The organism is Microcoleus sp. Pol11C2 (assembly GCF_036701505.1).
Taxonomy (GTDB): domain Bacteria; phylum Cyanobacteriota; class Cyanobacteriia; order Cyanobacteriales; family Microcoleaceae; genus Microcoleus.
This window is the reverse complement of record NZ_JAUBQX010000004.1, coordinates 59,197-78,899: the sequence shown is the minus strand read 5'-3', so window position 1 is coordinate 78,899 and position 19,703 is coordinate 59,197. Positions and strand designations below refer to the sequence as shown.

Annotated in this window: 14 protein-coding genes, 1 tRNA gene, 1 pseudogene and 1 other annotated feature; of the genes and pseudogenes, 4 read left to right on the top strand and 12 right to left on the bottom strand. The window is 47.4% G+C overall.

The features are described 5' to 3' along the window. Together QUA42_RS03990 and crtD are read left to right on the top strand one after the other, a co-directional pair. Positions 1-1,011, top strand: a pseudogene (locus QUA42_RS03990) (CopG family transcriptional regulator); the annotation flags it as partial. A gap of 183 nt (positions 1,012-1,194) precedes the next feature. Then, on the top strand, positions 1,195-2,811 hold the full coding sequence (crtD, locus tag QUA42_RS03985) for a C-3',4' desaturase CrtD (protein ID WP_333135297.1): 1,617 nt from the start codon (positions 1,195-1,197) through the stop codon (positions 2,809-2,811). A 137-nt stretch (positions 2,812-2,948) separates the two neighbouring features. Here crtD and rplL read toward each other — a convergent pair whose 3' ends face one another. The 9 genes from rplL to rplS all read right to left on the bottom strand — a co-directional run bounded on the left by rplL (position 2,949) and on the right by rplS (position 7,518). Beyond that, positions 2,949-3,341 carry a 50S ribosomal protein L7/L12 gene (rplL, locus tag QUA42_RS03980; protein WP_333037133.1) on the bottom strand — a complete coding sequence of 131 codons (393 nt, stop codon included), beginning with the start codon at positions 3,339-3,341 and terminating at the stop codon, positions 2,949-2,951. Between the two features lie 138 nt (positions 3,342-3,479). After that, positions 3,480-4,082 (bottom strand): 50S ribosomal protein L10, encoded by a 603-nt coding sequence (gene rplJ, locus QUA42_RS03975; protein WP_333135296.1) that lies wholly within the window; start codon positions 4,080-4,082, stop codon positions 3,480-3,482. A gap of 29 nt (positions 4,083-4,111) precedes the next feature. Continuing rightward, positions 4,112-4,285, bottom strand: a sequence feature (ribosomal protein L10 leader region). 109 nt (positions 4,286-4,394) lie between these two features. Then, positions 4,395-5,108 carry a 50S ribosomal protein L1 gene (rplA, locus tag QUA42_RS03970; protein ID WP_190663916.1) on the bottom strand — a complete coding sequence of 238 codons (714 nt, stop codon included), beginning with the start codon at positions 5,106-5,108 and terminating at the stop codon, positions 4,395-4,397. A gap of 199 nt (positions 5,109-5,307) precedes the next feature. Next, a complete protein-coding gene (gene rplK / locus QUA42_RS03965; RefSeq protein WP_006635588.1) occupies positions 5,308-5,733 on the bottom strand; it encodes a 50S ribosomal protein L11 in 426 nt (141 codons plus the stop codon). A gap of 3 nt (positions 5,734-5,736) precedes the next feature. Beyond that, on the bottom strand, positions 5,737-6,375 hold the full coding sequence (gene nusG / locus QUA42_RS03960) for a transcription termination/antitermination protein NusG (RefSeq protein WP_242721257.1): 639 nt from the start codon (positions 6,373-6,375) through the stop codon (positions 5,737-5,739). Then, entirely contained in the window at positions 6,372-6,605 is a 234-nt protein-coding gene (gene secE / locus QUA42_RS03955) for a preprotein translocase subunit SecE (protein WP_172186534.1), read from the bottom strand. The genes nusG and secE overlap by 4 nt, the downstream gene beginning before the upstream one ends. Before the next feature lie 143 nt (positions 6,606-6,748). Further along, on the bottom strand, positions 6,749-6,958 hold the full coding sequence (locus QUA42_RS03950) for a hypothetical protein (RefSeq protein WP_333135294.1): 210 nt from the start codon (positions 6,956-6,958) through the stop codon (positions 6,749-6,751). Beyond that, positions 6,929-7,001 (bottom strand) — tRNA-Trp (locus QUA42_RS03945). Before QUA42_RS03945 ends, QUA42_RS03950 begins: the two co-directional genes overlap by 30 nt. Positions 7,002-7,134: 133 nt before the next feature. Next, positions 7,135-7,518, bottom strand: a complete 384-nt coding sequence (gene rplS, locus QUA42_RS03940) for a 50S ribosomal protein L19 (RefSeq protein WP_242721249.1) — start codon at positions 7,516-7,518, stop codon at positions 7,135-7,137. Positions 7,519-7,558: 40 nt separating this feature from the next. On the opposite strand from rplS, the gene QUA42_RS03935 reads away from it, so the two are divergent. Further along, complete coding sequence (locus QUA42_RS03935; protein ID WP_445301286.1) at positions 7,559-8,938, top strand: inorganic phosphate transporter; 1,380 nt, start codon at positions 7,559-7,561, stop codon at positions 8,936-8,938. A 45-nt stretch (positions 8,939-8,983) separates the two neighbouring features. Here QUA42_RS03935 and QUA42_RS03930 read toward each other — a convergent pair whose 3' ends face one another. From QUA42_RS03930 to QUA42_RS03920, 3 genes are all read right to left on the bottom strand, one after another. Then, positions 8,984-9,244, bottom strand: a complete 261-nt coding sequence (locus QUA42_RS03930) for a hypothetical protein (RefSeq protein WP_333135289.1) — start codon at positions 9,242-9,244, stop codon at positions 8,984-8,986. 123 nt (positions 9,245-9,367) lie between these two features. Then, positions 9,368-13,474 carry an amino acid adenylation domain-containing protein gene (locus tag QUA42_RS03925; protein WP_333135287.1) on the bottom strand — a complete coding sequence of 1,369 codons (4,107 nt, stop codon included), beginning with the start codon at positions 13,472-13,474 and terminating at the stop codon, positions 9,368-9,370. Positions 13,475-13,592: 118 nt separating this feature from the next. Beyond that, positions 13,593-18,401: an amino acid adenylation domain-containing protein gene (locus tag QUA42_RS03920; protein ID WP_333135286.1), complete on the bottom strand. Its 4,809-nt coding sequence runs from the start codon at positions 18,399-18,401 to the stop codon at positions 13,593-13,595. 154 nt (positions 18,402-18,555) lie between these two features. Here QUA42_RS03920 and QUA42_RS03915 point away from each other — a divergent pair, with 154 nt between their 5' ends. Then, positions 18,556-19,665: an alpha/beta hydrolase gene (locus QUA42_RS03915; protein ID WP_333135284.1), complete on the top strand. Its 1,110-nt coding sequence runs from the start codon at positions 18,556-18,558 to the stop codon at positions 19,663-19,665. Positions 19,666-19,703: the final 38 nt, after the last annotated feature.

The following is a 19,703-nucleotide window of genomic DNA, read 5'->3' as shown; positions in this document are numbered from 1 at the left end:
AAGTCAAGTTACGAAAGTTTACAGCAGCAGTTGAGTGAACGCGAAAGTTCGCTCGCTTCTTTGCAGCAGCAATTGGCTACTGAAAAGCAAAATCTCGAAAGCCAGTTGCAGGAAACAGTAGCCAAGTCAAGTTACGAAAGTTTACAGCAGCAGTTGAGTGAACGCGAAAGTTCGCTCGCTTCTTTGCAGCAGCAATTGGCCGAAAGAGAACACCGGGAACACGAGTTTCAGCAACAGCTAGGCGAAAAATCCAGTGCTCTGGAATCTCTGCAGCAACAGCTAGGCGAAAAAGAACACCGGGAACACGAGTTTCAGCAACAGCTAGGCGAAAAATCCAGTGCTCTGGAATCTTTGCAGCAACAGCTAGGCGAAAAATCCAGTGCTCTGGAATCTTTGCAGCAACAGCTAGGCGAAAAATCCAGTGCTCTGGAATCTTTGCAGCAGCAATTGGCCGAAAGAGAACACCGGGAACACGAGTTTCAGCAACAGCTAGGCGAAAAATCCAGTGCTCTGGAATCTTTGCAGCAACAGCTAGGCGAAAAATCGAGTGCTCTGGAATCTTTGCAGCAACAGCTAGGCGAAAGAGAACACAGGGAACACGAGTTTCAGCAACAGCTAGGCGAAAAATCCAGTGCTTTGGAATCTTTGCAGCAGCAACTAGGCGAAAAATCGAGTGCTCTGGAATCTTTGCAGCAGCAATTCGCCACCGAAAAGCAAAATCTCGAAAGCCAATTCCAGGAAACCGTGTTGAAGTCGAGTTACGAATCTTTGCAGCACGAGTTAGCAGAAAAGTCAAGTGCGATCGGCGACTTCCAAGTTAAACTGACCAAGTTGCAATATCTGGAAAATGAATTGAGCCAGAGTGCGGCGATACAGCGAAATTACGACGCTTTGCAGCAACAGTCTCAAGAACAGCTAAGAACCATCAAAGCTTTACGGGAACAGCTAGCTCAAATGCAGGCTGTGGCGGGGATTGGCGAAGCTTATCTCAACAAGTGGCGGCGTCCCTGATTCTCCCATCGGCTACTCCAAAAACTCCGGTTGCTTTGGGCGATCCGGCTGCACCTTACGCCTGAAATGTCCTGTCAACTCGGACTCCTTCCTCTTGTAGCGATAGATTTAAAACTGTCGCCACAAGAGCTTTTTATTGCCAAATATGAGCATACTATTAAGAAATATTACAATAAATAAATTATGAGAGGCGATCGCACCCCTTTTGGCAAATCCAATCCAGCAGACACTAAGGGCCGCGTCACGGTAATTGGAGGCGGAATCGGCGGGCTGACAGCAGCCGCCCTGCTAGCCCGCAGAGGAAACAAAGTGCTAGTCTTAGACCAGGCGATCGTCCCCGGAGGATGCGCTTCCACCTTCAAACGCAAAGGCTTTACCTTCGATGTCGGCGCCACGCAGGTTGCAGGATTGGAACCCGGAGGTATTCACCACCGAATTTTCTCAGAATTAGACATAGAACTTCCTGCAGCCACACCCTGCGATCCCGCTTGTGCGGTGTTTTTGCCGGGAGAAACCGCACCGATTAGCGTATGGCGAGATCCGCAAAAGTGGCAGGAAGAAAGGCAGCGGCAGTTTCCTGGAAGCGAAGCTTTTTGGCAATTATTGTCTGCATTGTTCAAAGCTAGCTGGAAATTTCAAGGGCGCGATCCAGTTTTACCGCCCAGAAACTTATGGGATTTCTGGCAATTAATTCAAGCTGTTCGCCCCGATACTTTAATTACTTTGCCTTTCACTTTTATGACAGTGGAAGATGCTTTGCGGCTTTGTGGGTTGGGCGACAATTTGCGCTTGAAAACTTTTCTGGATTTGCAGTTAAAATTGTATTCTCAAGTCGATACCGAAGAAACGGCGCTACTTTACGCAGCTACGGCTTTAGGAGTTTCGCAAGAGCCGCAGGGATTGTATCATCTACAAGGAAGTATGCAGGTATTGAGCGATCGACTTGTAGAGGCGATCGAACGAGATGGTGGCAAAGTCTTATTGCGACACACAGTTGAAAGTATTGTCAGCGCCAACGGCAAAGCCACCGGTACAGTGATTCGCAATCAAAAAACCGGGGAAGTTTGGACAGAAACAGCCGATCGCATTGTTGCCAACGTGACCGCGCAAAATCTAGTAAAATTGTTGTCAGGCGACCCGATTGTCGGAAATTCAACAGATAATTTATCGGTTAAATCAGAGACTTCAGAGACAACAAATCAACTCCCAAATCAAATGGCAGGCTACAAATATCGAGTAGATAAATTGCCGCCCGCATCCGGTGCATTTGTCATCTATTTGGGAGTGCAGGAAAGCGCAATTCCGGCCAATTGTCCGCCGCACCTTCAGTTTCTCTACGATTACGACGGCGAGATTGGGGAGAATAATTCATTATTTGTTTCTGTTAGCCATCCGGGTGATGGCCGAGCACCGAAGGGCATGGCGACAATTATCGCTTCCTCATTTACTGATACTCGAATGTGGTGGAATTCGGTTGATTATGAAGGATTAAAGCAAAAATATACCGCAGGGGCGATCGCGCGTTTGAGCGAATATTTCAATTTGACGCCAGAGTCGATCGTACACCAAGAAGCCGCCACACCCCGCACCTTTGCCCGCTACACAGCGAGAGATAGAGGCGTTGTGGGTGGCATCGGTCAGCGAATACCCACCTTCGGGCCATTCGGATTTGCCAACCGCACACCAATTAAAAATTTGTGGTTAGTAGGTGACTCCACCCATCCCGGAGAAGGCACTGCCGGTGTTTCCTATTCTGCTTTAACAGTAGTGCGACAAATGGAGGCCGCCTCTAAAATCTAAGAGGACACGGCAATGCCGTTTCCCTACCCCAAAAATAATTAATCGCGCGACAGATGTAACTATCGCGCGATTAATTTTAGGGAATAGTCAACCATCATTCCGGTGTCACCGGAATTGATATCAACTACATTCTCTGACTACTTGATAGAAATTTTTGCGCCCACAGCTTCAAGCTGTTTCTTCATTTCTTCAGCAGCTTCCTTAGCAATAGCTTCCTTAACTGCTTTCGGTGCGGCTTCTACCAAATCTTTTGCTTCCTTCAGGCCCAGACCGGTAATTGCGCGGACTTCCTTCAGAATGGCGATTTTCTTGTCAGCAGGAACTTCTTCCAGCATGACAGTAAATTCGGTTTGCTCTTCTACGGGTTCAGCAGCGGCTCCACCACCTGTACCGGGCATCATCATCATGCCGCCGACAGGAGCAGCAGCGCTGACGCCGAAAGCTTCTTCAATTTGCTTGACCAATTCAGAAGCTTCGAGCAAAGTCAGAGACTTAAGTTTTTCCAAGATTTCATCAGTTGCAGTAGACATTCGTTAAACTCCTAGTTCGATTGTAGGTTTGGGATTTGGGATTTGAGATTTGCTCATTCATCATTAGTTTTTCGTCTCCTGTCTTCTATCTATTGCTAAATACTAATGACTGAGGACTAATGACTAATTACTAATGACTTACACAGAGGCGCTTTCTGCTTCTGCTTCTGCTTCTGGTTGCGCTTCTGCTTGTGCTTCTGCTGCTACTTCTGCTGAACCGCCGTCTTTTTCAGCATAAGCTTTAAGACCGCGAGCGATCGAAGTAGGAACTTGATTGATACCCACAGCCAACTTGGTTGCGACACCGTTGATAGCGCCAGCAATTTGAGCCATGAGTTGTTCTTTCGACGGCAGATCGGCTAATGCTTTAACATCAGCTTCTTTCAGTACCCGTCCTTCCATTACGCCGCCGCGAAGTTCTGTCTTCTTAGAGACTTTTTGGAATTCTTGGTAAGCTTTAATCGCGCCGCCAATATCTTCTTGCACGAACAGAAAAGCCGACGTACCAGTCAGCAATTCCTGTATCGGCTGCCAGGTTTCGTTGCCTTCAACAGCAATTCGCATCAGCGTGTTTTTTGCCACTTGGCAACTGCTGCCTTTCGGACGCAAACGCCGACGCAAATCTGTGATTTCAGCAACAGTTAAGCCCGTGTAGTCAATCACGAGCGCCAGTTGAGATTCGCTCAAGGTTTGCTTGAGGTCTGCAATAATCTCATTTTTTACTGCTAAACTTTTGCCCATACTTATTTCACCTCCTTTTAGGATCGAAAATTGCCCGTCAAAAACCCCGACCTTCGAGCCGGGGCAGAGAATTAAAAATTAACAAGTCAGAATTAAAAAATAGAAATTTTCTAATCTTTGAGTCTTGAGTTTTTATTTCTTCAGCCTCGGCAGGAAATTAAGCGATCGGCACCTGCGGTCTTCAGCTTATTGATTTTTGATTAGGCTATCACCAGAAGGCAGACATTAGCAGGGGTCTGGCGTAAGTCTTGTAAGAGATTTACACAGACAGCCGAAGCTGTCTTTTACCTTCTGCCTTCTGCTTAATTCTTTCTACGCAGCATCAAGTTTGGTATCGCGCAGGGCACTGATATCGACTTCGATAGACGGGCCCATTGTTGCGGATACGTACAAACTGCGCCAGTAGCGACCTTTAGCACCAGAAGGACGGTTGCGGTCAACAGTTTCTTGCAAAGCATGAAGGTTGACGAGCAAATCTTCCGCTGAGAAAGCTGCCTTGCCAAACATAACATGAACGATGCCCGTTCGATCGGCACGGAATTCTAGTTTACCACCTTTAAACTCGTTGATCGCCTGAGCAATGTCAGTCGTCACCGTGCCACCTTTCGGAGAAGGCATCAAACCGCGCGGGCCCAACAACCGACCCAATTTTGCCACCAACGGCATCACGTCTGGGGTAGCAATCAGGCAATCGAAGTCCATCATGCCCTTCTGAATTTCATCGATCAACTCTTCAGAACCAGCAATATCCGCGCCGGCATTCAGAGCTTCTTTAACTTTTTCGCCCTTAGCAATCACCGCAATTCTGACTACTTGACCAGTTCCTTTTGGTAGCGATACAGTTGTCCGCAACTGTTGGTCAGTATATTTCGGGTCAATTCCCAAACGGATGTGAGCTTCAGCAGCTTCGCCAAACTTAGCGGTTGCTGTTTCTTTCAAAAGTTGCAGAGCTTCCAGCGGTAGATAAGGTCTGTCTTCAACTTTCTTTTGAAGTTCTTGCAGTCTTCGCGATACTTTCTTTGCCATTGTTATCTCCTGGGGTCAGTTGATTTTAGAGTTTAGATTTTAGAATTGAGCCGTTTTGGCCATTTCAAATCTAAAACATTTGCGATTCTTAGCGAAGCTTTGCTTCTCCCCCTGAATCGACTTAGGACTTACGATTTGAGCTTGAAGATTTTAGCTTCAAAATCATGAATTACTGACAACTGCCAACTGGCAACTGACTTCAATCCGCGATCGCCACGCCCATATTTTTAGCCGTTCCTGCCACAATTTTCATAGCAGCCTCAACATCATTAGCATTGAGGTCAGGCATTTTGGTTTCAGCGATTTCTCGTAACTGAGCCTGTGTAATCGTCCCTACTTGCTTGCGGTTAGGTTCTCCCGAACCCTTAGCAATGCCAGCCGCTTTTTGAATCAAAACCGACGCCGGCGGGGTTTTGAGAATAAACGTAAAACTGCGGTCTTCAAAAACCGAAATTTCTACCGGAACCACCAGACCTGCTTGGTCTGCGGTTCTAGCATTGTACTCCTTGCAAAACATCATAATATTGACGCCGTGCTGACCCAGGGCTGGGCCGATCGGAGGAGCTGGGTTGGCTTTTCCCGCCGTAATCGCCAACTTAATTACTGCAACAACTTTCTTTGCCATTAGTTAGTTCTGTTTCTGAACCTGATTGAACTCCAATTCTACAGGCGTATCGCGCCCAAAAATCGAGAGTAAAACTTTGAGCTTGTTTCGTTCCGGGCTAACTTCAATCACATCACCTTCAAAATCCTTAAACGGCCCGGAAAGTACCACAACGTGGTCTCCAGTAGACATCGATACTTTGACAACTGGTTCTGATTCCTGAGCGTTTCTGAAGATCCGTTCTACTTCCGAATGACTCAGAGGTAGCGGTTTGACGTGACCCCTGCCGCGCCCGTAGCGGCGTTTCTGCTCTGCCCCGACAAAATTAATTACATTCGGGGTATTCTTGATCACCTGCCACGTATCCTCGTCCATAAACATACGGATGAGTACGTAGCCGGGAAAGATTTTTTCATCTGACTGGCGCCTGGAACCGTCTTTGCCGACTTTGATTGCCGGAGTTTGCGGAATTTCTACTTGAACGATGCGATCGGCAACATCCAAAGTTTGAATCCGCTGATCCAAGTTGGCCTTCACCCGCTTCTCGCAGCCAGAGGCAACCTGAACAGCATACCAGCGAGCATCAATCTCCGGCACATCTGGCGATGCTGCCTGTCCAGTCGCTTCTGTGGAATACTCAGATTCTTCTGATGCAAAAGTCATGGCCCAAACACCTTTCCCGCGCCCCAGTTAAAGAAGTTATCCACCAAATAGATCAGACTTGCTGAGAGGATTACCATCAAAAGCACGGCCAAAGACTCGCTGATTAGCTGCTGCCTGCTGGGCCAAACCACTTTGTCGAGTTCTTCTCTAGTTTCCTTAAAAAAACCCGCAGGGTTAAACCCAGGCGCCGTTATTTCTTGAGTTTCTTGAGCTTCGTCTTTTTTCGCCACGATTCAATCCCCCTTGCGATTTTAGATTTTAGATTTTAGCTGGTGTGAGTGGCTCGGGGCTCTCAGATTTTGTGACACTAACCACTTACGCCCAAGTCCCAAATCTCAAATCTAAAGCCACGACTTTTTACAAGCCCAACCAATCAACGGCGTAAATGCCGATCGCCGAAACCGATGATCGAGAAGCCACACCGAGCATTTGTTAATGGCATTTTTTGCGAACCGCCCACAAAAATTAATTCTACCCGAAAGTTTGGGGTTTTGACTGTTGCCAGCCAATAATCCGGGCGCTTTCGGGCAGAATTTAAAGTTTGGTGATTCAGCGCGCCCTGGAGGACTTGAACCCCCGACATCAGGTTTTGGAGACCTGCGTTCTACCAACTGAACTAAGAGCGCACAGGTGAGGTTGCTGAAATTCGCTTAACCTCTAGATTTCTATTTTAACACAGTGCGCTCGTAAATGGGAAACTTTTTTTGATTTTTTTCAAATTCCCATGAATGATGAACCAAGGGAAAGCTGGGTGCATTCCTACAGGGAGCGATCGAACCGCTGTTTGACGCGAGTAGCTTTGCCCACCCGATCGCGCAGGTAGTAAAGTTTTGCTCTGCGGACTTTCCCGCGGCGCATCACTTGGATCGTGGCGATGCGGGGCGAGTGAATCAAAAACACCCGTTCCACGCCGACGCCCTGAAACACGCGGCGGACGGTGATTGTTTCATTAATCCCGCCGTTACGCATGGCAATCACAGTCCCTTCGTAGGGCTGAACCCGTTCTTTGTTACCCTCTTTAATTCTTACGCCGACTCGCACTGTGTCGCCCACGTAAATTTCGGGGACTTGTTTATTGAGTTCTTGCTTGACTCTATTTATTTCTTCCGTTTCTATAGAACGGATTATTTCTGCGCCTTTCATGGGATTTACCAAAACTCACAATCCCTTATCATATATCGAAATGCCCGTTTTATGTCAAAAAATTTCTATGTTAGATACCTCTGGGGTCGTATTTCTGCAACTAGGGGCAATGGCTGCACTGGCCTTGTACGTCGCCGCCAACTTAGGGGCCAACGATGTCGCTAACTCGATGGGAACATCCGTAGGCTCGAAGGCGCTAACGCTGCGGCAGGCAATAATTGTTGCAGGCATACTGGAGTTTTCCGGCGCAGTGCTGTTCGGCCAAGGAGTTTCGGAAACTCTGGCAACAGGAGTTGTGAATGCACAAGTGTTCGCGGCCAAACCGCAAGTATTTTTAATCGGGATGGTGTCAGTGCTGATAGCTTGCGGGATATGGCTGCAAATCGCTACCAGTCGAGGTTTGCCGGTTTCTTCATCCCATGCAGTGGTGGGCGCGATCGCGGGTTTTAGCTGTGTTGCAGCCGGAATTAATGCAGTTGATTGGCGAACCATCGGCACCATCTCCCTAACTTGGGTGGCGACACCTGTTGCTAGCGGTGCTTTAGCCGCACTGTTTTACAGTGTGGTGAAGTATTCGATTCTCGATCGGCCAGATCCTCTATCTCAAATGCGCGAGTGGATACCTTGGCTGAGTGCAGCAATGCTGAGCGTATTTGGGATAATTGTACTGCCGTCTGTTGTGAATGTCGCTTTGGTGCAGACAGGGGCGATCGCCGCCGCGCACGATCGATTTGGCTGGAATCTGCCAATTCACGATATTGTCATTGGCATTGGGAGTATTGGGGCGATCGCCTTGACACTCACTAGCTGGAAAAAATTAGAATCAGTTGAAAACCCAGAAGGCAGAGGGAAGAAGGCAGAAGGAATAACTATAAACTCCTCCCCCACTCCGAAACTCCCCCACTCTCCCATCGAGCAACAAATGGCGAGATTTCAAGTCTTGAGCGCCTGTTTTGTAGCATTTTCCCACGGTTCCAACGACGTAGGAAATGCAGTTGCTCCCCTAGCTGCGATCGCCTACATCCGGCGCACAGGTTCCTTTCCCTCAGAAGATTTCAGCGTTCCCCTGTGGATTTTAGTCGTCGGAGGCGCAGGAATAGTCATCGGTTTAGCCATCTGGGGCAAAAATGTAATTGCCACAGTCGGCGAAAAGATCATCGAACTCCAACCAAGCGGCGGATTTTGCGCGGAATTAGCCACAGCCACCACAGTCTTGCTAGCATCCCGCTTCGGTTTGCCAGTTTCCACATCCCACGCTTTAGTGGGTGCAGTCGTCGGAGTCGGGCTGATCAAAGCTTGGAAAACAGTACGCTTGCAAACTTTGCTGTCAATTGGTTCGGCTTGGGTGGTGACAATTCCGATCGCAGCAGGTTTGGCGGCTATCATCTTCAGCATCGCGCAATCCATTGGGCAATTTTAGATTTTAAATTTTAGATTGAGGCATTTCAGAAGAGTCAACAGTTAACTAATCCTTCTGATTGCCTCGGTTGGGATAAACTCGCGAAGGCAAAAGTTTCCAACCCGCAGCATCTGCACCCCAGTTGCGAAAAATCTTTACAGACGCGAAAATTTTAGCGAAACGCCAATTATAGCAACGCTTCCAGTCAGGAGGCCACTGGGCGGTTTCGTCAGCGGCTTGCAAAGCTCTGACTTCCGCTTCGAGTGCTGTGGCGTGGCGCTGCATGATGATTTCTAGTTGCAAAAAGTGTTCTTCGGGCGATCGCAATTTTTTTACATCCTACAAACGTAATAACAGTGATTTTACCGGAAATCAGATTGCCCACTTCTTCATCACTAATAATAATTTCCCATATCAAACCCGGTGGCGGCGCACAAGCACGCGGGTTCCTCAATCACTTAATTCCTTCTCCAAGCAATGCTTTAGCTGTTGAGCCAGCACCTCGACGCAGGGCTTTCTCAACATAGTAAGATGATTCCCAGGAGCTCTAATCACCTCTACTTTTTGGGTCGTTAATTCACTCCAGCCAAGAGTCGAATCTTGATGATTCATGCTTAGCTGTTCCCTCGATCTAAACAGAGTAATTCGCTGCGGATAAATTTTCGGTACATAGCTGAGAGTTGCTTGACTGTTAGCCTGAAATACACTAAACATTGAGGGAATTGCCAGCTCGCGCCAGCTCCTTTCTTTTGACTCCTGAGATAGGATGCTCACCATAACGGCCTGTTTCCAATTCCAGCGATGCAAAAAATTAGCTGCCAAATTAAGCATCTTATTTAATTTCGGAAATTTGGCAGCAGTACCGCCACTTTGAACATTTTCTGCAGCAGCCACCAAGCGAAAATAATCTACTACAAAAGGCCAGATAGAGCGCGAAACAGTAGTCAGAATAAACTTGCAACCGTCCCAAAAAGAAGGTTTGTTAGCAGAAACCGGCGCTAAAGTATCCAGCACAGCAAGTAAAGCCACTTCATCCCCCGCGGCGAGCAACTGTTGAGCCATCTCAAAAGCAACCAAACCTCCAAAAGACCAGCCTCCTAAAAAATAAGGCCCTTTTGGTTGAACTGTACGCAAGGCTGCGATGTAGTCAGCCGCCATGTCTTCAATGCTAGTTAGCGGAGAACTTTCGCCGTCAATACCCTTTGGTTGCAGCCCGTAAAACGGTTGATTTTCTCCTAGCTGAAACGCTAACTCGCAATAAGGGAATACGACGCCAAAGATGGGATGGACGCAGAAGAACGGGGGATTTTTACCGCGAGGCTTAATTGCAACTAAAGGCGACCATTCCAGAGAATTTGTTTCTGAAGATAGCGAATCTGCTAAACCTTCAATTGTCGGATTTAAAAAAAGAGCAGACAGCGGCAACTCGCGCTCAAATTGCTGGTTAATCTCATTGATGAGGCGGATTGCCAGCAGGGAATCTCCGCCCAAATCGAAGAAGTTGTCGCGAATGCCAACGCACTCTGCGTTGAGGATTGTGGCCCAAATTTGGGCGAGGGTTGACTCGGTTGGCGTGCGAGGTGCAATGCAGCTTTTATCTATGGAATTGCTAGTTAGAGTTCCCGGTACAGGTAGGCGCAGGCGGTCGATTTTGCCATTGGGGGTGAGGGGCAGAAAGTCGATCGCCACAAAAGCACTGGGAATCATGTAATTGGGCAGTTGTTGTTTGAGAAAATTGCGTATTTCCCCGGGATTAAGGGTCTGATTGTGATTGGGGACGACATAAGCAACTAGGCGTTTGTTGCCCGACAAATCATCCGCAGCAACCGCCGCTGTTTCTTTGACTGCTGGATGCTGAACCAGCAGCGCTTCAATTTCTCCCAATTCTATTCGATAACCGCGAATTTTTACCTGTTCGTCAGTGCGGCATAAAAACTCAATATTGCCGTCTGGAAAATAGCGAGCTAAGTCACCAGTTTTATAAATTCGTTCTCCTGCTTTCTGGCTAAACGGATTAGCAATAAATCGCTGGGCGGTTAATTCGGGGCGGTTCAGGTAGCCTCGCGCCAATCCGCTGCCGCCGATGTACAATTCACCGGGAATTCCAATGGGTACAGGCTGTAAATTTTTATCTAAAATATAGAGTTGAGTGTTAGCTATTGGGCGGCCGATTGGCGGTTTTTTGCGTGAAGCGAAGCTATCCCGCAGGGAATCGCAAATTTCGGCCAAACTTGACCAGACAGTCGCTTCTGTAGGGCCGTAAGCGTTAAAAAATCTGCGCCCCGAAGCCCAGCGTTTAACAATATCCGGGGAACAGGATTCGCCAGCACAGATGATTGTTTGCAGTGCGGGAAGTTCGGCGTTTGGAAGGACAGCTAGCAGCGAGGGCGGGAGGGTAGCGTGAGTAATAGCATTGTCCTGCAAAAATTTGATTAATATTTGTCCGGGCAACAAAGATTCTTTCTTGGCACAGTAAAGTCTTGCTCCGCTTCCTAATGCCATGACAATCTCAAAAATTGAGGCATCAAAACTCAGGGAGGCGAATTGCAAAATGCGGTGATTTGAGTTTAAGTTAAAAGCTTCTCTTTGAGCTAGGGCTAAGTTGTAGAGTCCCCGATGTTCGATTAAAACGCCTTTTGGTTTTCCGGTTGAACCAGATGTGTAAATGACGTAGGCTAGGTTTTCTGGTAGGATATTTGTAGTTGGGTTTTCTGGGCTTTGTCGGGCGATAATTTCTCTGTCGGAGTCCAAACACACTACTGAAAAAACTCCGTAATTTTCCGGCTGCGTCAAGTTTTTTGCTAAGTGCTGCTGAGTTACCAAAATCGACACCTGAGCATCTTCTAACATGAAGTTAAGTCGCTCTTGAGGATAAGTTGGATCTAAAGGAAGGTAGGCTGCGCCTGCTTTGATAATGCCTAGCAATCCGACGATCACATCTAAGGAACGTTCTACACAAAGGCCCACTAAAACTTCTGGTGCTGCGCCCAATTGCTGCAAGTAACGTGCAAGTTGGTTGGCTCGGCTGTTGAGTTGGCGGTAGGTTAACTGCTGGTTTTCAAAGACGGCGGCGACAGCATCGGGCGATCGCGCGACTCGCTCTTCAAATAGCTGATGGAAACACTGGTTTTGCGGATAATCTCTCTGAGTGTCATTCCAATCATTTAATAATTGCTGGTATTCTGGCGCTGTCAGCAAAGCCAAGTCGCTGAGGTGCTGTTTGGGATTGGCAACAATGGCTTCGAGCAGCGTTTGAAAATGTCCCGCCATGCGCGCAATTGTGCCGCTATCAAATAAATCTGTGCTGTAGACAAATTGCCCTTGAATACTTCCTGCATCTTCCCACAAGTGGCACTCTAAATCTAGCTTGGCGGTTCCCGCGTCAAAGTCGATCGCCTCTCCAACGATTCCCGGCAATTCTAGCGCTGCTACAGGAGTGTTTTGCAGGCTAAAACTAACTTGAAATAGGGGGTTGCGGCTCAACTCGCGATCGGGGTGCAATTCCTCAACCAACTTCTCGAAGGGCAAATCTTGGTGGGCGTAGGCTGCCATTGCGACGTTTTTTACCCGATGCAATAGTTCCCGAAAAGTTGGATTTCCTGATAAATCTCCACGCAGCACTAAACTGTTGACAAAAAAACCGATTAATGCTTCTATTTCGCTCAAGTTGCGATTGGCGATCGGCGTTCCTACTGCAATATCTACTTGTCCTGTATAGCGGTACAGCAAAGTTTGAAAAGCGGCTAGTAGAGTAATAAATAAAGTCGCGCTTTCTTGCTGGCTCAATGACTTTAGCGCCTCGCTCAAAGCAGGTGATAGTGTTATAAATTGTTTAGCGCCGCGGTAGGATGGAACCGCAGGTCTTTGCCTGTCTGTTGGTAGATTGAGTGTGGGAATTCCGTTTAACTGCTGCCGCCAATAAGCTAACTGCGTTTCTAATACTTCGCCCTGCAACCATTCGTGCTGCCATTCTGCAAAGTCGGCGTACTGCACGGGCAGTGCTGGTAAGTGCGATATCCCATTTTTTACAAATGCTGTGTAGAGCGTTCCCAGCTCTCGAATTAGCACTCCAATCGACCAACCATCAGCCACAATATGATGTAAATTCAGCAACAATATATGTTCTGTTTCACTCAGTTGTAACAGCGTTACTTTAAATAACGGCCCGGCGGCTAAATCGAAAGGGCATTGGGCTGCATCAGTTGCAAGTTGCAGCGCTGCAGTTTCCTGCTGAGTTGGCGAGAGATTTTGTAAGTCGATTGTGGGAAGAGATACGGTTAAAAAGGGAGCAATAACTTGTACAAGTTCCCCTTCCAAAAGCGTAAAAGTAGTGCGTAAAGTTTCATGCCGCTGCACAATTTTATTGAAGGTTTGCTCTAATGCTCTTAAGTTGAGCGAACCTGTTAAACGGAGCGCTGTTGAAACATTATAGAAAGGATTGCCCGGTGCTAATTGATTGAGGAACCAAAGCCGCTGCTGAGCAAACGATGCGGGAAATACAAAAACTTCTGTTTCTTGCTGCATATTTATCGAAATTGCATCCTGTTCAACAGCCATCCTTGTTATTTACTTTCTCGCTTCGACATCTTGCCAAACTCAAAAACCATCTTAAAATTATCTGCGTTTATCAGCGTTAATCTGCCCTTCATCTGCGGTTGCTCTATCAATCAAAAAATTATGCAATAGGTCTATTAAAAGATGATAGCTTCCGCCGCCGACTATCGCGCGAAATCGGCACTAAAGCCGGACCTGCACTTTTAGCATTCTTATCTTTTAAACTCTCCACAATCTTAGATAATTCTGCAATTGTCGGTGCTTCAAAAACGCGGCGCAAAGGCAACTCTATCCCGAAAGCATCTCGCACTCTAGAAACAAGCTGAGTCGCCAGCAGCGAATGGCCTCCCAATTCAAAGAAATTGTCCCGGATACCCACTCGCTTTATCCCCAAAACCTCAACCCAAATTTTCACTAAAACTTCCTCAATAGAAGTCTGAGGCGCAACATAACCGCCAGCCCATTCTAACTTAATCGGCTGTGGTGCAGGCAAAGCCAGCCGATCGACCTTTCCGTTAGCCGTCACCGGTAGCGACTCCAGCACCACAAAAGCCGACGGAACCATATATTCCGGCAGTTTTTCTGCTAGATAAGCCTGCAACTGCGGCACTAATTTCCGTGCTGCTTTAGCTTGTAAGGGATTGTTAGCATAAGAGCGCCAAGGACGCAAGTTATCGCTTCTGGTTTCTCGCACAAAATCTCTAGTTTCGCCCCGTGCAAACACTACATCATAGCGCCCTTGACTGTCGGAACTAGACCAACTAATATTAACATTATACGGAACTTCCAAAGCATACCACGCTTCGGGATCTACTCCTAAATCCTCGACTTTTTCCACGGCTTTCTGCAACTGACCTGCTGTGGGAAATTTATCGACAGCAGACAGCAACTCTGCCGCCTTAACTGCTGCCGTTACCCGCGCATTAGGCACATTAGCAATTCTTAAAACATCGAGTTGATTTTGCAATAATATTTGTTGCACCTTGGTAACAGTCAGATTCTGATTTTTATCCAACCAATCCAGCAGTTTTTCTGCGGCGTACTCCCCTTTGGGCGATGATTTTGGGTGTGTTGTTTCAGACGCAATATGCAAAATAGCATTGTACCGAAAATCAGTTAACTCATTGTGGTAAGTACCGCGAATTAATTGAATCTCTACGCCGCCAATCTGCGGAAAGCGGTGTTTTAATGCGCTAAAAAAATCTGGATCGATAACTAACTCTGTTTCTTGAAAAATTTGCATTTGTACTCGCTGCTGCAACTGTTCGCCCGCGAGAGAAGGTTCGGCTTGATACAGTTGTACCGAAGCGTGAAAAGCTGCCAGCAGCGGCAAGCTGCGGACATCTCCGATGAATATAAAGCCGCCGAGGGCAGTTGCTCTCACCGCACCTTCTAGCACCTGCACGAGATAGTCGATAGTCGGGAAATATTGCACGACTGAGTTGAGAATTACTGCGTCAAAAGCTGCTGTCTCTACTCCTTCAAAGTCGGTCGCCATTTTCTGAAGCAGCGTTACATTAGCTAACTGTTGATTTGCCAAGTGCTGCCGAATATAGTTGAGCGAAATAGGTGAAAAGTCTGTGCCGCAATATTGAGTGCAGCGAGAGGCAATTTGGAACAGCAACAAACCTGTGCCGCAGCCAATTTCTAACACTCGGCTAGGCTGCAAAGCTAAAATTTGGGTGGCTTGATTGTTCGCCCACTCGCGCATCTGTTCTGCTGGGATTGGCTGATTAGTATAGCTGCTATTCCAGCCGACAATATTAAAGGTTGGATCTGAGTCAAAAGCAGGTTGATTGTAAGTTTCATTGTAGAGCATTTGCCACTGCAAAACCTGTTCGTCCTGCAATTGCATTATTTGGTTTTTGTCGCGGGCAACGCTATATTCTGGATTCAGGGCAATATAAGCTACTAAACGTTTATCTCCCTGTCCATCTTCCGAAGCTGTTGCTACAGTTTGCTGCACGGCCGGATGTTGAGTTAATACTGTCTCGATTTCTCCTAATTCGATGCGGAAACCGCGAATTTTTACTTGTTCGTCAAGGCGTCCCAAAAATTCAAGGTTGCGATCGCCTCTGTAGCGCACTAAGTCGCCGGTTTTGTAAATTCGCTCTCCTGAATTTGGTTTAAAAGGATTGACAATAAAGCTTTGTGCGGTTAAATCTTGGCGGTTGAGGTAGCCGCGAGCGAGTCCGTTTCCGCCGATGTACAATTCGCCCACAACGCCCACTGGTACGGGCTGCAAATATTTGTCTAATATGTAGATTTGAGTGTTAGCAATGGGGCGGCCAATTGTCGGGGCGATGTCTGTTTGCTCTGTTACAGGAATATAACCGGAAGTTGTGACGACGGTGTTCTCCGTTGGGCCGTAATTATTTACTAGCTTAAATGGATGGGATTTTAAAGGATGCTGTTGCAGTTTTTCGCCGCCTGCGAGCAAGATTCGCAACGCTGTTGTTTGAGGCCAATCTAATAGCAAAACTTTCTCGGCTAAAGGTGTTGGCAAAAAGCTAATGGTGATGGCTTTTGATACTAACCAGTTTTGCAGTTTTTCAGGATCTCGCCTGATGTCATCTTCTGGAAAGTAGATGCTAGATCCGGCGGTGAGATAAGGCCAAATTTCCCACCCGCAAGCATCAAAGCCGATCGCAGCAATTTGCGTGGCTCGATCGCCCGCTGACACCCCAAACTCTCTTTGATGCCAAAAAACGAGATTTAACAAGCTCCCGTGCTCAATTTCCACTCCTTTCGGCTTTCCCGTGGAACCGGAGGTGTAAATCGCGTAAACCAGATTTTCCGCTGTGACTGCGCTGGTGGGATTGTCGGCGATGTCTTGGGAAATCATCTCCCAGTCTGTGTCTAAACAAACTATCTGTAAATTGGGCGAGCGCAAATTCTCTATCCATTGCTGCTGAGTTAACACAACAGATAATTGAGCATCTTTTAGCATAAAGCTCGATCGCTCAGCAGGATAGCTCGGATCTAAAATTAAGTAAGCTCCTCCCGCTTTCAGGATACCCAACATCCCCAGGATCAGATCGAGCGATCGCCCGCAGCAAAGCCCGACTAAAACTTCCGCCCCAACCCCAATTTTTTGCAAATAACGTGCTAGTTGGTTGCTGCGGAGATTTAGCTCTCGATAGGTGACTCGCTCCTCTCCAAATACCAGCGCCACCGCATCCGGTGTCCGATCTGCCTGCATTTCAAATAGCTGATGGATGCACAAATCTTGCGGATAATCCGCCTGAGTATTGTTGCATTCAACTAACAAATGATAGCGCTCTTGGGCGCTCAAATATTGCAAGTTGGCAATTCGCTCTTCGGGATTTGTCACCATCCTTTCTAACAAGGTTTGAAAATGCCCGATCAGGCGGGTAATCGTAGCTTCATCAAATAAATCGGCGCTGTAAATAACCATGCCGCTGATGCCCAGAGAGCTATCAACCCACAGCTTATTGCTGGGCGATTGGTTGCTTCCCGAGCTGTCGGGCGATCGCTCCCACAAATGAAACTCCAAATCAAACCGCGCTGTACCCACATCTAACTGCTGCGGGCTGAGTGTTAATTCTGGCAATTCTAACCGATTCCCCGGCGCGTTTTGCAGCGCAAACGCCACCTGAAATAAAGGATTTTGGTTCAACGCGCGATCGGGGTGCAGTTCTTCTACTAACTTCTCAAAGGGCAAATCTTGGTGAGCGTAAGCTCCTAATGCTACCTCTTTGACTCGGTTTAAAAGTTCCCGAAAAGTTGGATTTCCCGACAAATCTGTACGCAGCACCAAACTGTTGACAAAAAAACCGATTAATGCTTCAATTTCACTGCGGTTGCGATTGGCGATCGGCGAACCTACAACAATATCTTCTTGCTGCGCGTAATGGTAAAGCAACGTTTTAAAAGCTGCCAGCATTGTCATAAACAGCGTCACTCCTTCGCGCTGGCTCAACGTTTCTAAAGCCTCGCTCAGTTGTTTTGGCAGTTGCAAAAATTGCCTTTTGCCTCGGTAACTTTGAATTGCTGGCCTGGGTCGATCCGCAGGCAAATTTAGCATAGAAATGCCGTTTAACTGCTGCTGCCAGTAAGCAAGCTGCGTTTCTAAAACTTCCCCTTGCAGCCATTCGCGCTGCCATTTGGCAAAATCAGCATACTGGACCGACAAAGCCGGTAAAGGCGAAGGTTTTTCGCTAGCAAATGCCGTGTAAAGTGCGCCTAATTCCTGAATAAGCACTCCGATAGACCAACCATCGGAGACAATGTGGTGCATATTCAGCATTAGTAAATATTCGGCATCATCTAACTGCAATAACGTGACTCGCAGCAACAAGTCCTTGGACAAATTGAAAGAGCGTTGAGCTTCCTGGGCGGTGAGCCGGTTTGCTTCAGTTTGTCGAGATTCCTTTGGCAAGTTTCGCAAGTCCACTACATTAATCGGGAGGTGGAAAGCAGCAGCTATTCTCTGAACGGGTTGCCCCGAAACTACTGCTAAAGTCGTGCGTAAAGCCTCGTGGCGGCGCACAATTTCATTGAAGGTTTGTTGCAGCGCCGAAAAATTGAGCGAACCTGTCAAACGCAAGGCTGCGGGAACATTATAGAAGGGATTGTTCGGGACTAATTGGTCGAGAAACCACAAGCGCTGCTGTGCAAAGGAAAGCGGTAGATTTCCGTCCCGCCCCATAGGAACAATCGGTGTAGGAGTGAAGCTAGAAGTACGATTAGCTGCTTTTAAAAATGAAATAATTTCGGCTTTTTTTTGAGAAATTTCGGCGCGCAGTTCTGGTGTAATAATTCCTTCTGGAGCGTTGCAGCGCAGGATCTCGCCCTCAACAAAAATATTAATATCTAGGCTGCGAAGGTAAGATAAAAACTCAACTAACTCCCCCGTGACAGAATCTTTGGCATTTGGCGATGAACTCGATATTTTTGGATCGGGCATTTTGAGTCATCCTGTCATTACTTGGGCAAATCAATAAAATAAATTCTACCAGCGCACAAATTAAGAGCTTAACTTACGGCTTGCCGACTGTGGCCTAACCTGAGTATGATTCTGTTTGAATCCGCAACCAAAATCCTACCCAAGGTTTCAGCTTATGCCGTTCATGCCCTTCAATTTCCTGTTTCTCTGGCTGGTGGGACTGCTGTCCCTCGGGGTACTTGGCGGAGGTATATACATTATTTACGAATGGTACATCGGCGAACTTGTAGGGATTTCCTACTTAGTCAGCGGAGTCTTGATGCTTCTTTGGTCTGTGGGTGGCCGCTTTATTAGTTTACCGCTGTTCCGCCGCCCCGGTGCTGACGAACCCAAGCCGACGCGGACGGGTACGGTGCAGCGGGTAGAGAGGCCTGATGGCACTATTTTACAAGTAGAATTCTACGGCCCAGAGGACGGACAGCCGATTATCCTCTCACATGGTTGGGGGCCGAACAGTATGGTTTGGTATTACGCGAAACGGCAACTAACCGATCGCTACCGAGTGATTGTTTGGGATCTTCCAGGTTTGGGAAAATCCACTCGACCAAAAAACAGCGACTACTCCCTAGAAAAATTTGCCCGCGATCTCGAAGCCGTCATTGCCATAGCAGGAACTAAACCTGTTATCCTACTCGGACACAGCATGGGCGGCATGATTGCTCTAACATTCAGTCGGCTTTTTCCAGAACTTCTCGGTAGTCGAGTGGCTGGTTTAATTCTGGTAGATACGACTTATACTAATCCTCTCAAAACCGCTATTTTTAGTGGTTTATGGCGCGCTTTGCAAAAGCCGTTGCTTCAACCTCTGCTCTACCTCACCATAGCTCTGGAACCCATTATGTGGGGAATGACTTGGCTGAGCTATCTCAATGGTTCACTGTACATCAGTGTAGAAGTATCGGGATTTAAAGGCACTGAAACCCGCGGTCAATTAGAGTTTTCCGCTTTCTTATCAGCCTTGGGTTCTCCCGGCGTTCTCGCTCGCGGCACACTGGGAATGCTCAACTTTGACGAAACAAAAACTTTGCCATCAATTGACATTCCTGTGTTGGTGATCTGCGGCGATTCAGATATCGCCACTACGCCCCCAGCCAGCCTGCGGATGAAAGCAGAATTGCCTCAAGCAGAGCTAGTTACTATACAGAAAGGAGGACACATGGCATTAATGGAGCATAACCAGAAGTTTGCCGAAGCTGTCAGGGCATTCTGCACTGAAATTTCGTGACTAAAAATGTGATAGGTACGTAGTTGCGCTTCAGCGCT

Bases quoted from the DNA above. Each gene is read 5' to 3' on its own strand.
- crtD (WP_333135297.1), top strand. From the start codon at position 1,195: ATGAGAGGCGATCGCACCCCTTTTGGCAAATCCAATCCAGCAGACACT.
- rplL (WP_333037133.1), bottom strand. From the start codon at position 3,341: ATGTCTACTGCAACTGATGAAATCTTGGAAAAACTTAAGTCTCTGACT.
- rplJ (WP_333135296.1), bottom strand. From the start codon at position 4,082: ATGGGCAAAAGTTTAGCAGTAAAAAATGAGATTATTGCAGACCTCAAG.
- rplA (WP_190663916.1), bottom strand. From the start codon at position 5,108: ATGGCAAAGAAAGTATCGCGAAGACTGCAAGAACTTCAAAAGAAAGTT.
- rplK (WP_006635588.1), bottom strand. From the start codon at position 5,733: ATGGCAAAGAAAGTTGTTGCAGTAATTAAGTTGGCGATTACGGCGGGA.
- nusG (WP_242721257.1), bottom strand. From the start codon at position 6,375: ATGACTTTTGCATCAGAAGAATCTGAGTATTCCACAGAAGCGACTGGA.
- QUA42_RS03950 (WP_333135294.1), bottom strand. From the start codon at position 6,958: ATGTCGGGGGTTCAAGTCCTCCAGGGCGCGCTGAATCACCAAACTTTA.
- rplS (WP_242721249.1), bottom strand. From the start codon at position 7,518: ATGAAAGGCGCAGAAATAATCCGTTCTATAGAAACGGAAGAAATAAAT.
- QUA42_RS03935 (WP_445301286.1), top strand. From the start codon at position 7,559: ATGCCCGTTTTATGTCAAAAAATTTCTATGTTAGATACCTCTGGGGTC.
- QUA42_RS03925 (WP_333135287.1), bottom strand. From the start codon at position 13,474: ATGGCTGTTGAACAGGATGCAATTTCGATAAATATGCAGCAAGAAACA.
- QUA42_RS03920 (WP_333135286.1), bottom strand. From the start codon at position 18,401: ATGCCCGATCCAAAAATATCGAGTTCATCGCCAAATGCCAAAGATTCT.
- QUA42_RS03915 (WP_333135284.1), top strand. From the start codon at position 18,556: ATGCCGTTCATGCCCTTCAATTTCCTGTTTCTCTGGCTGGTGGGACTG.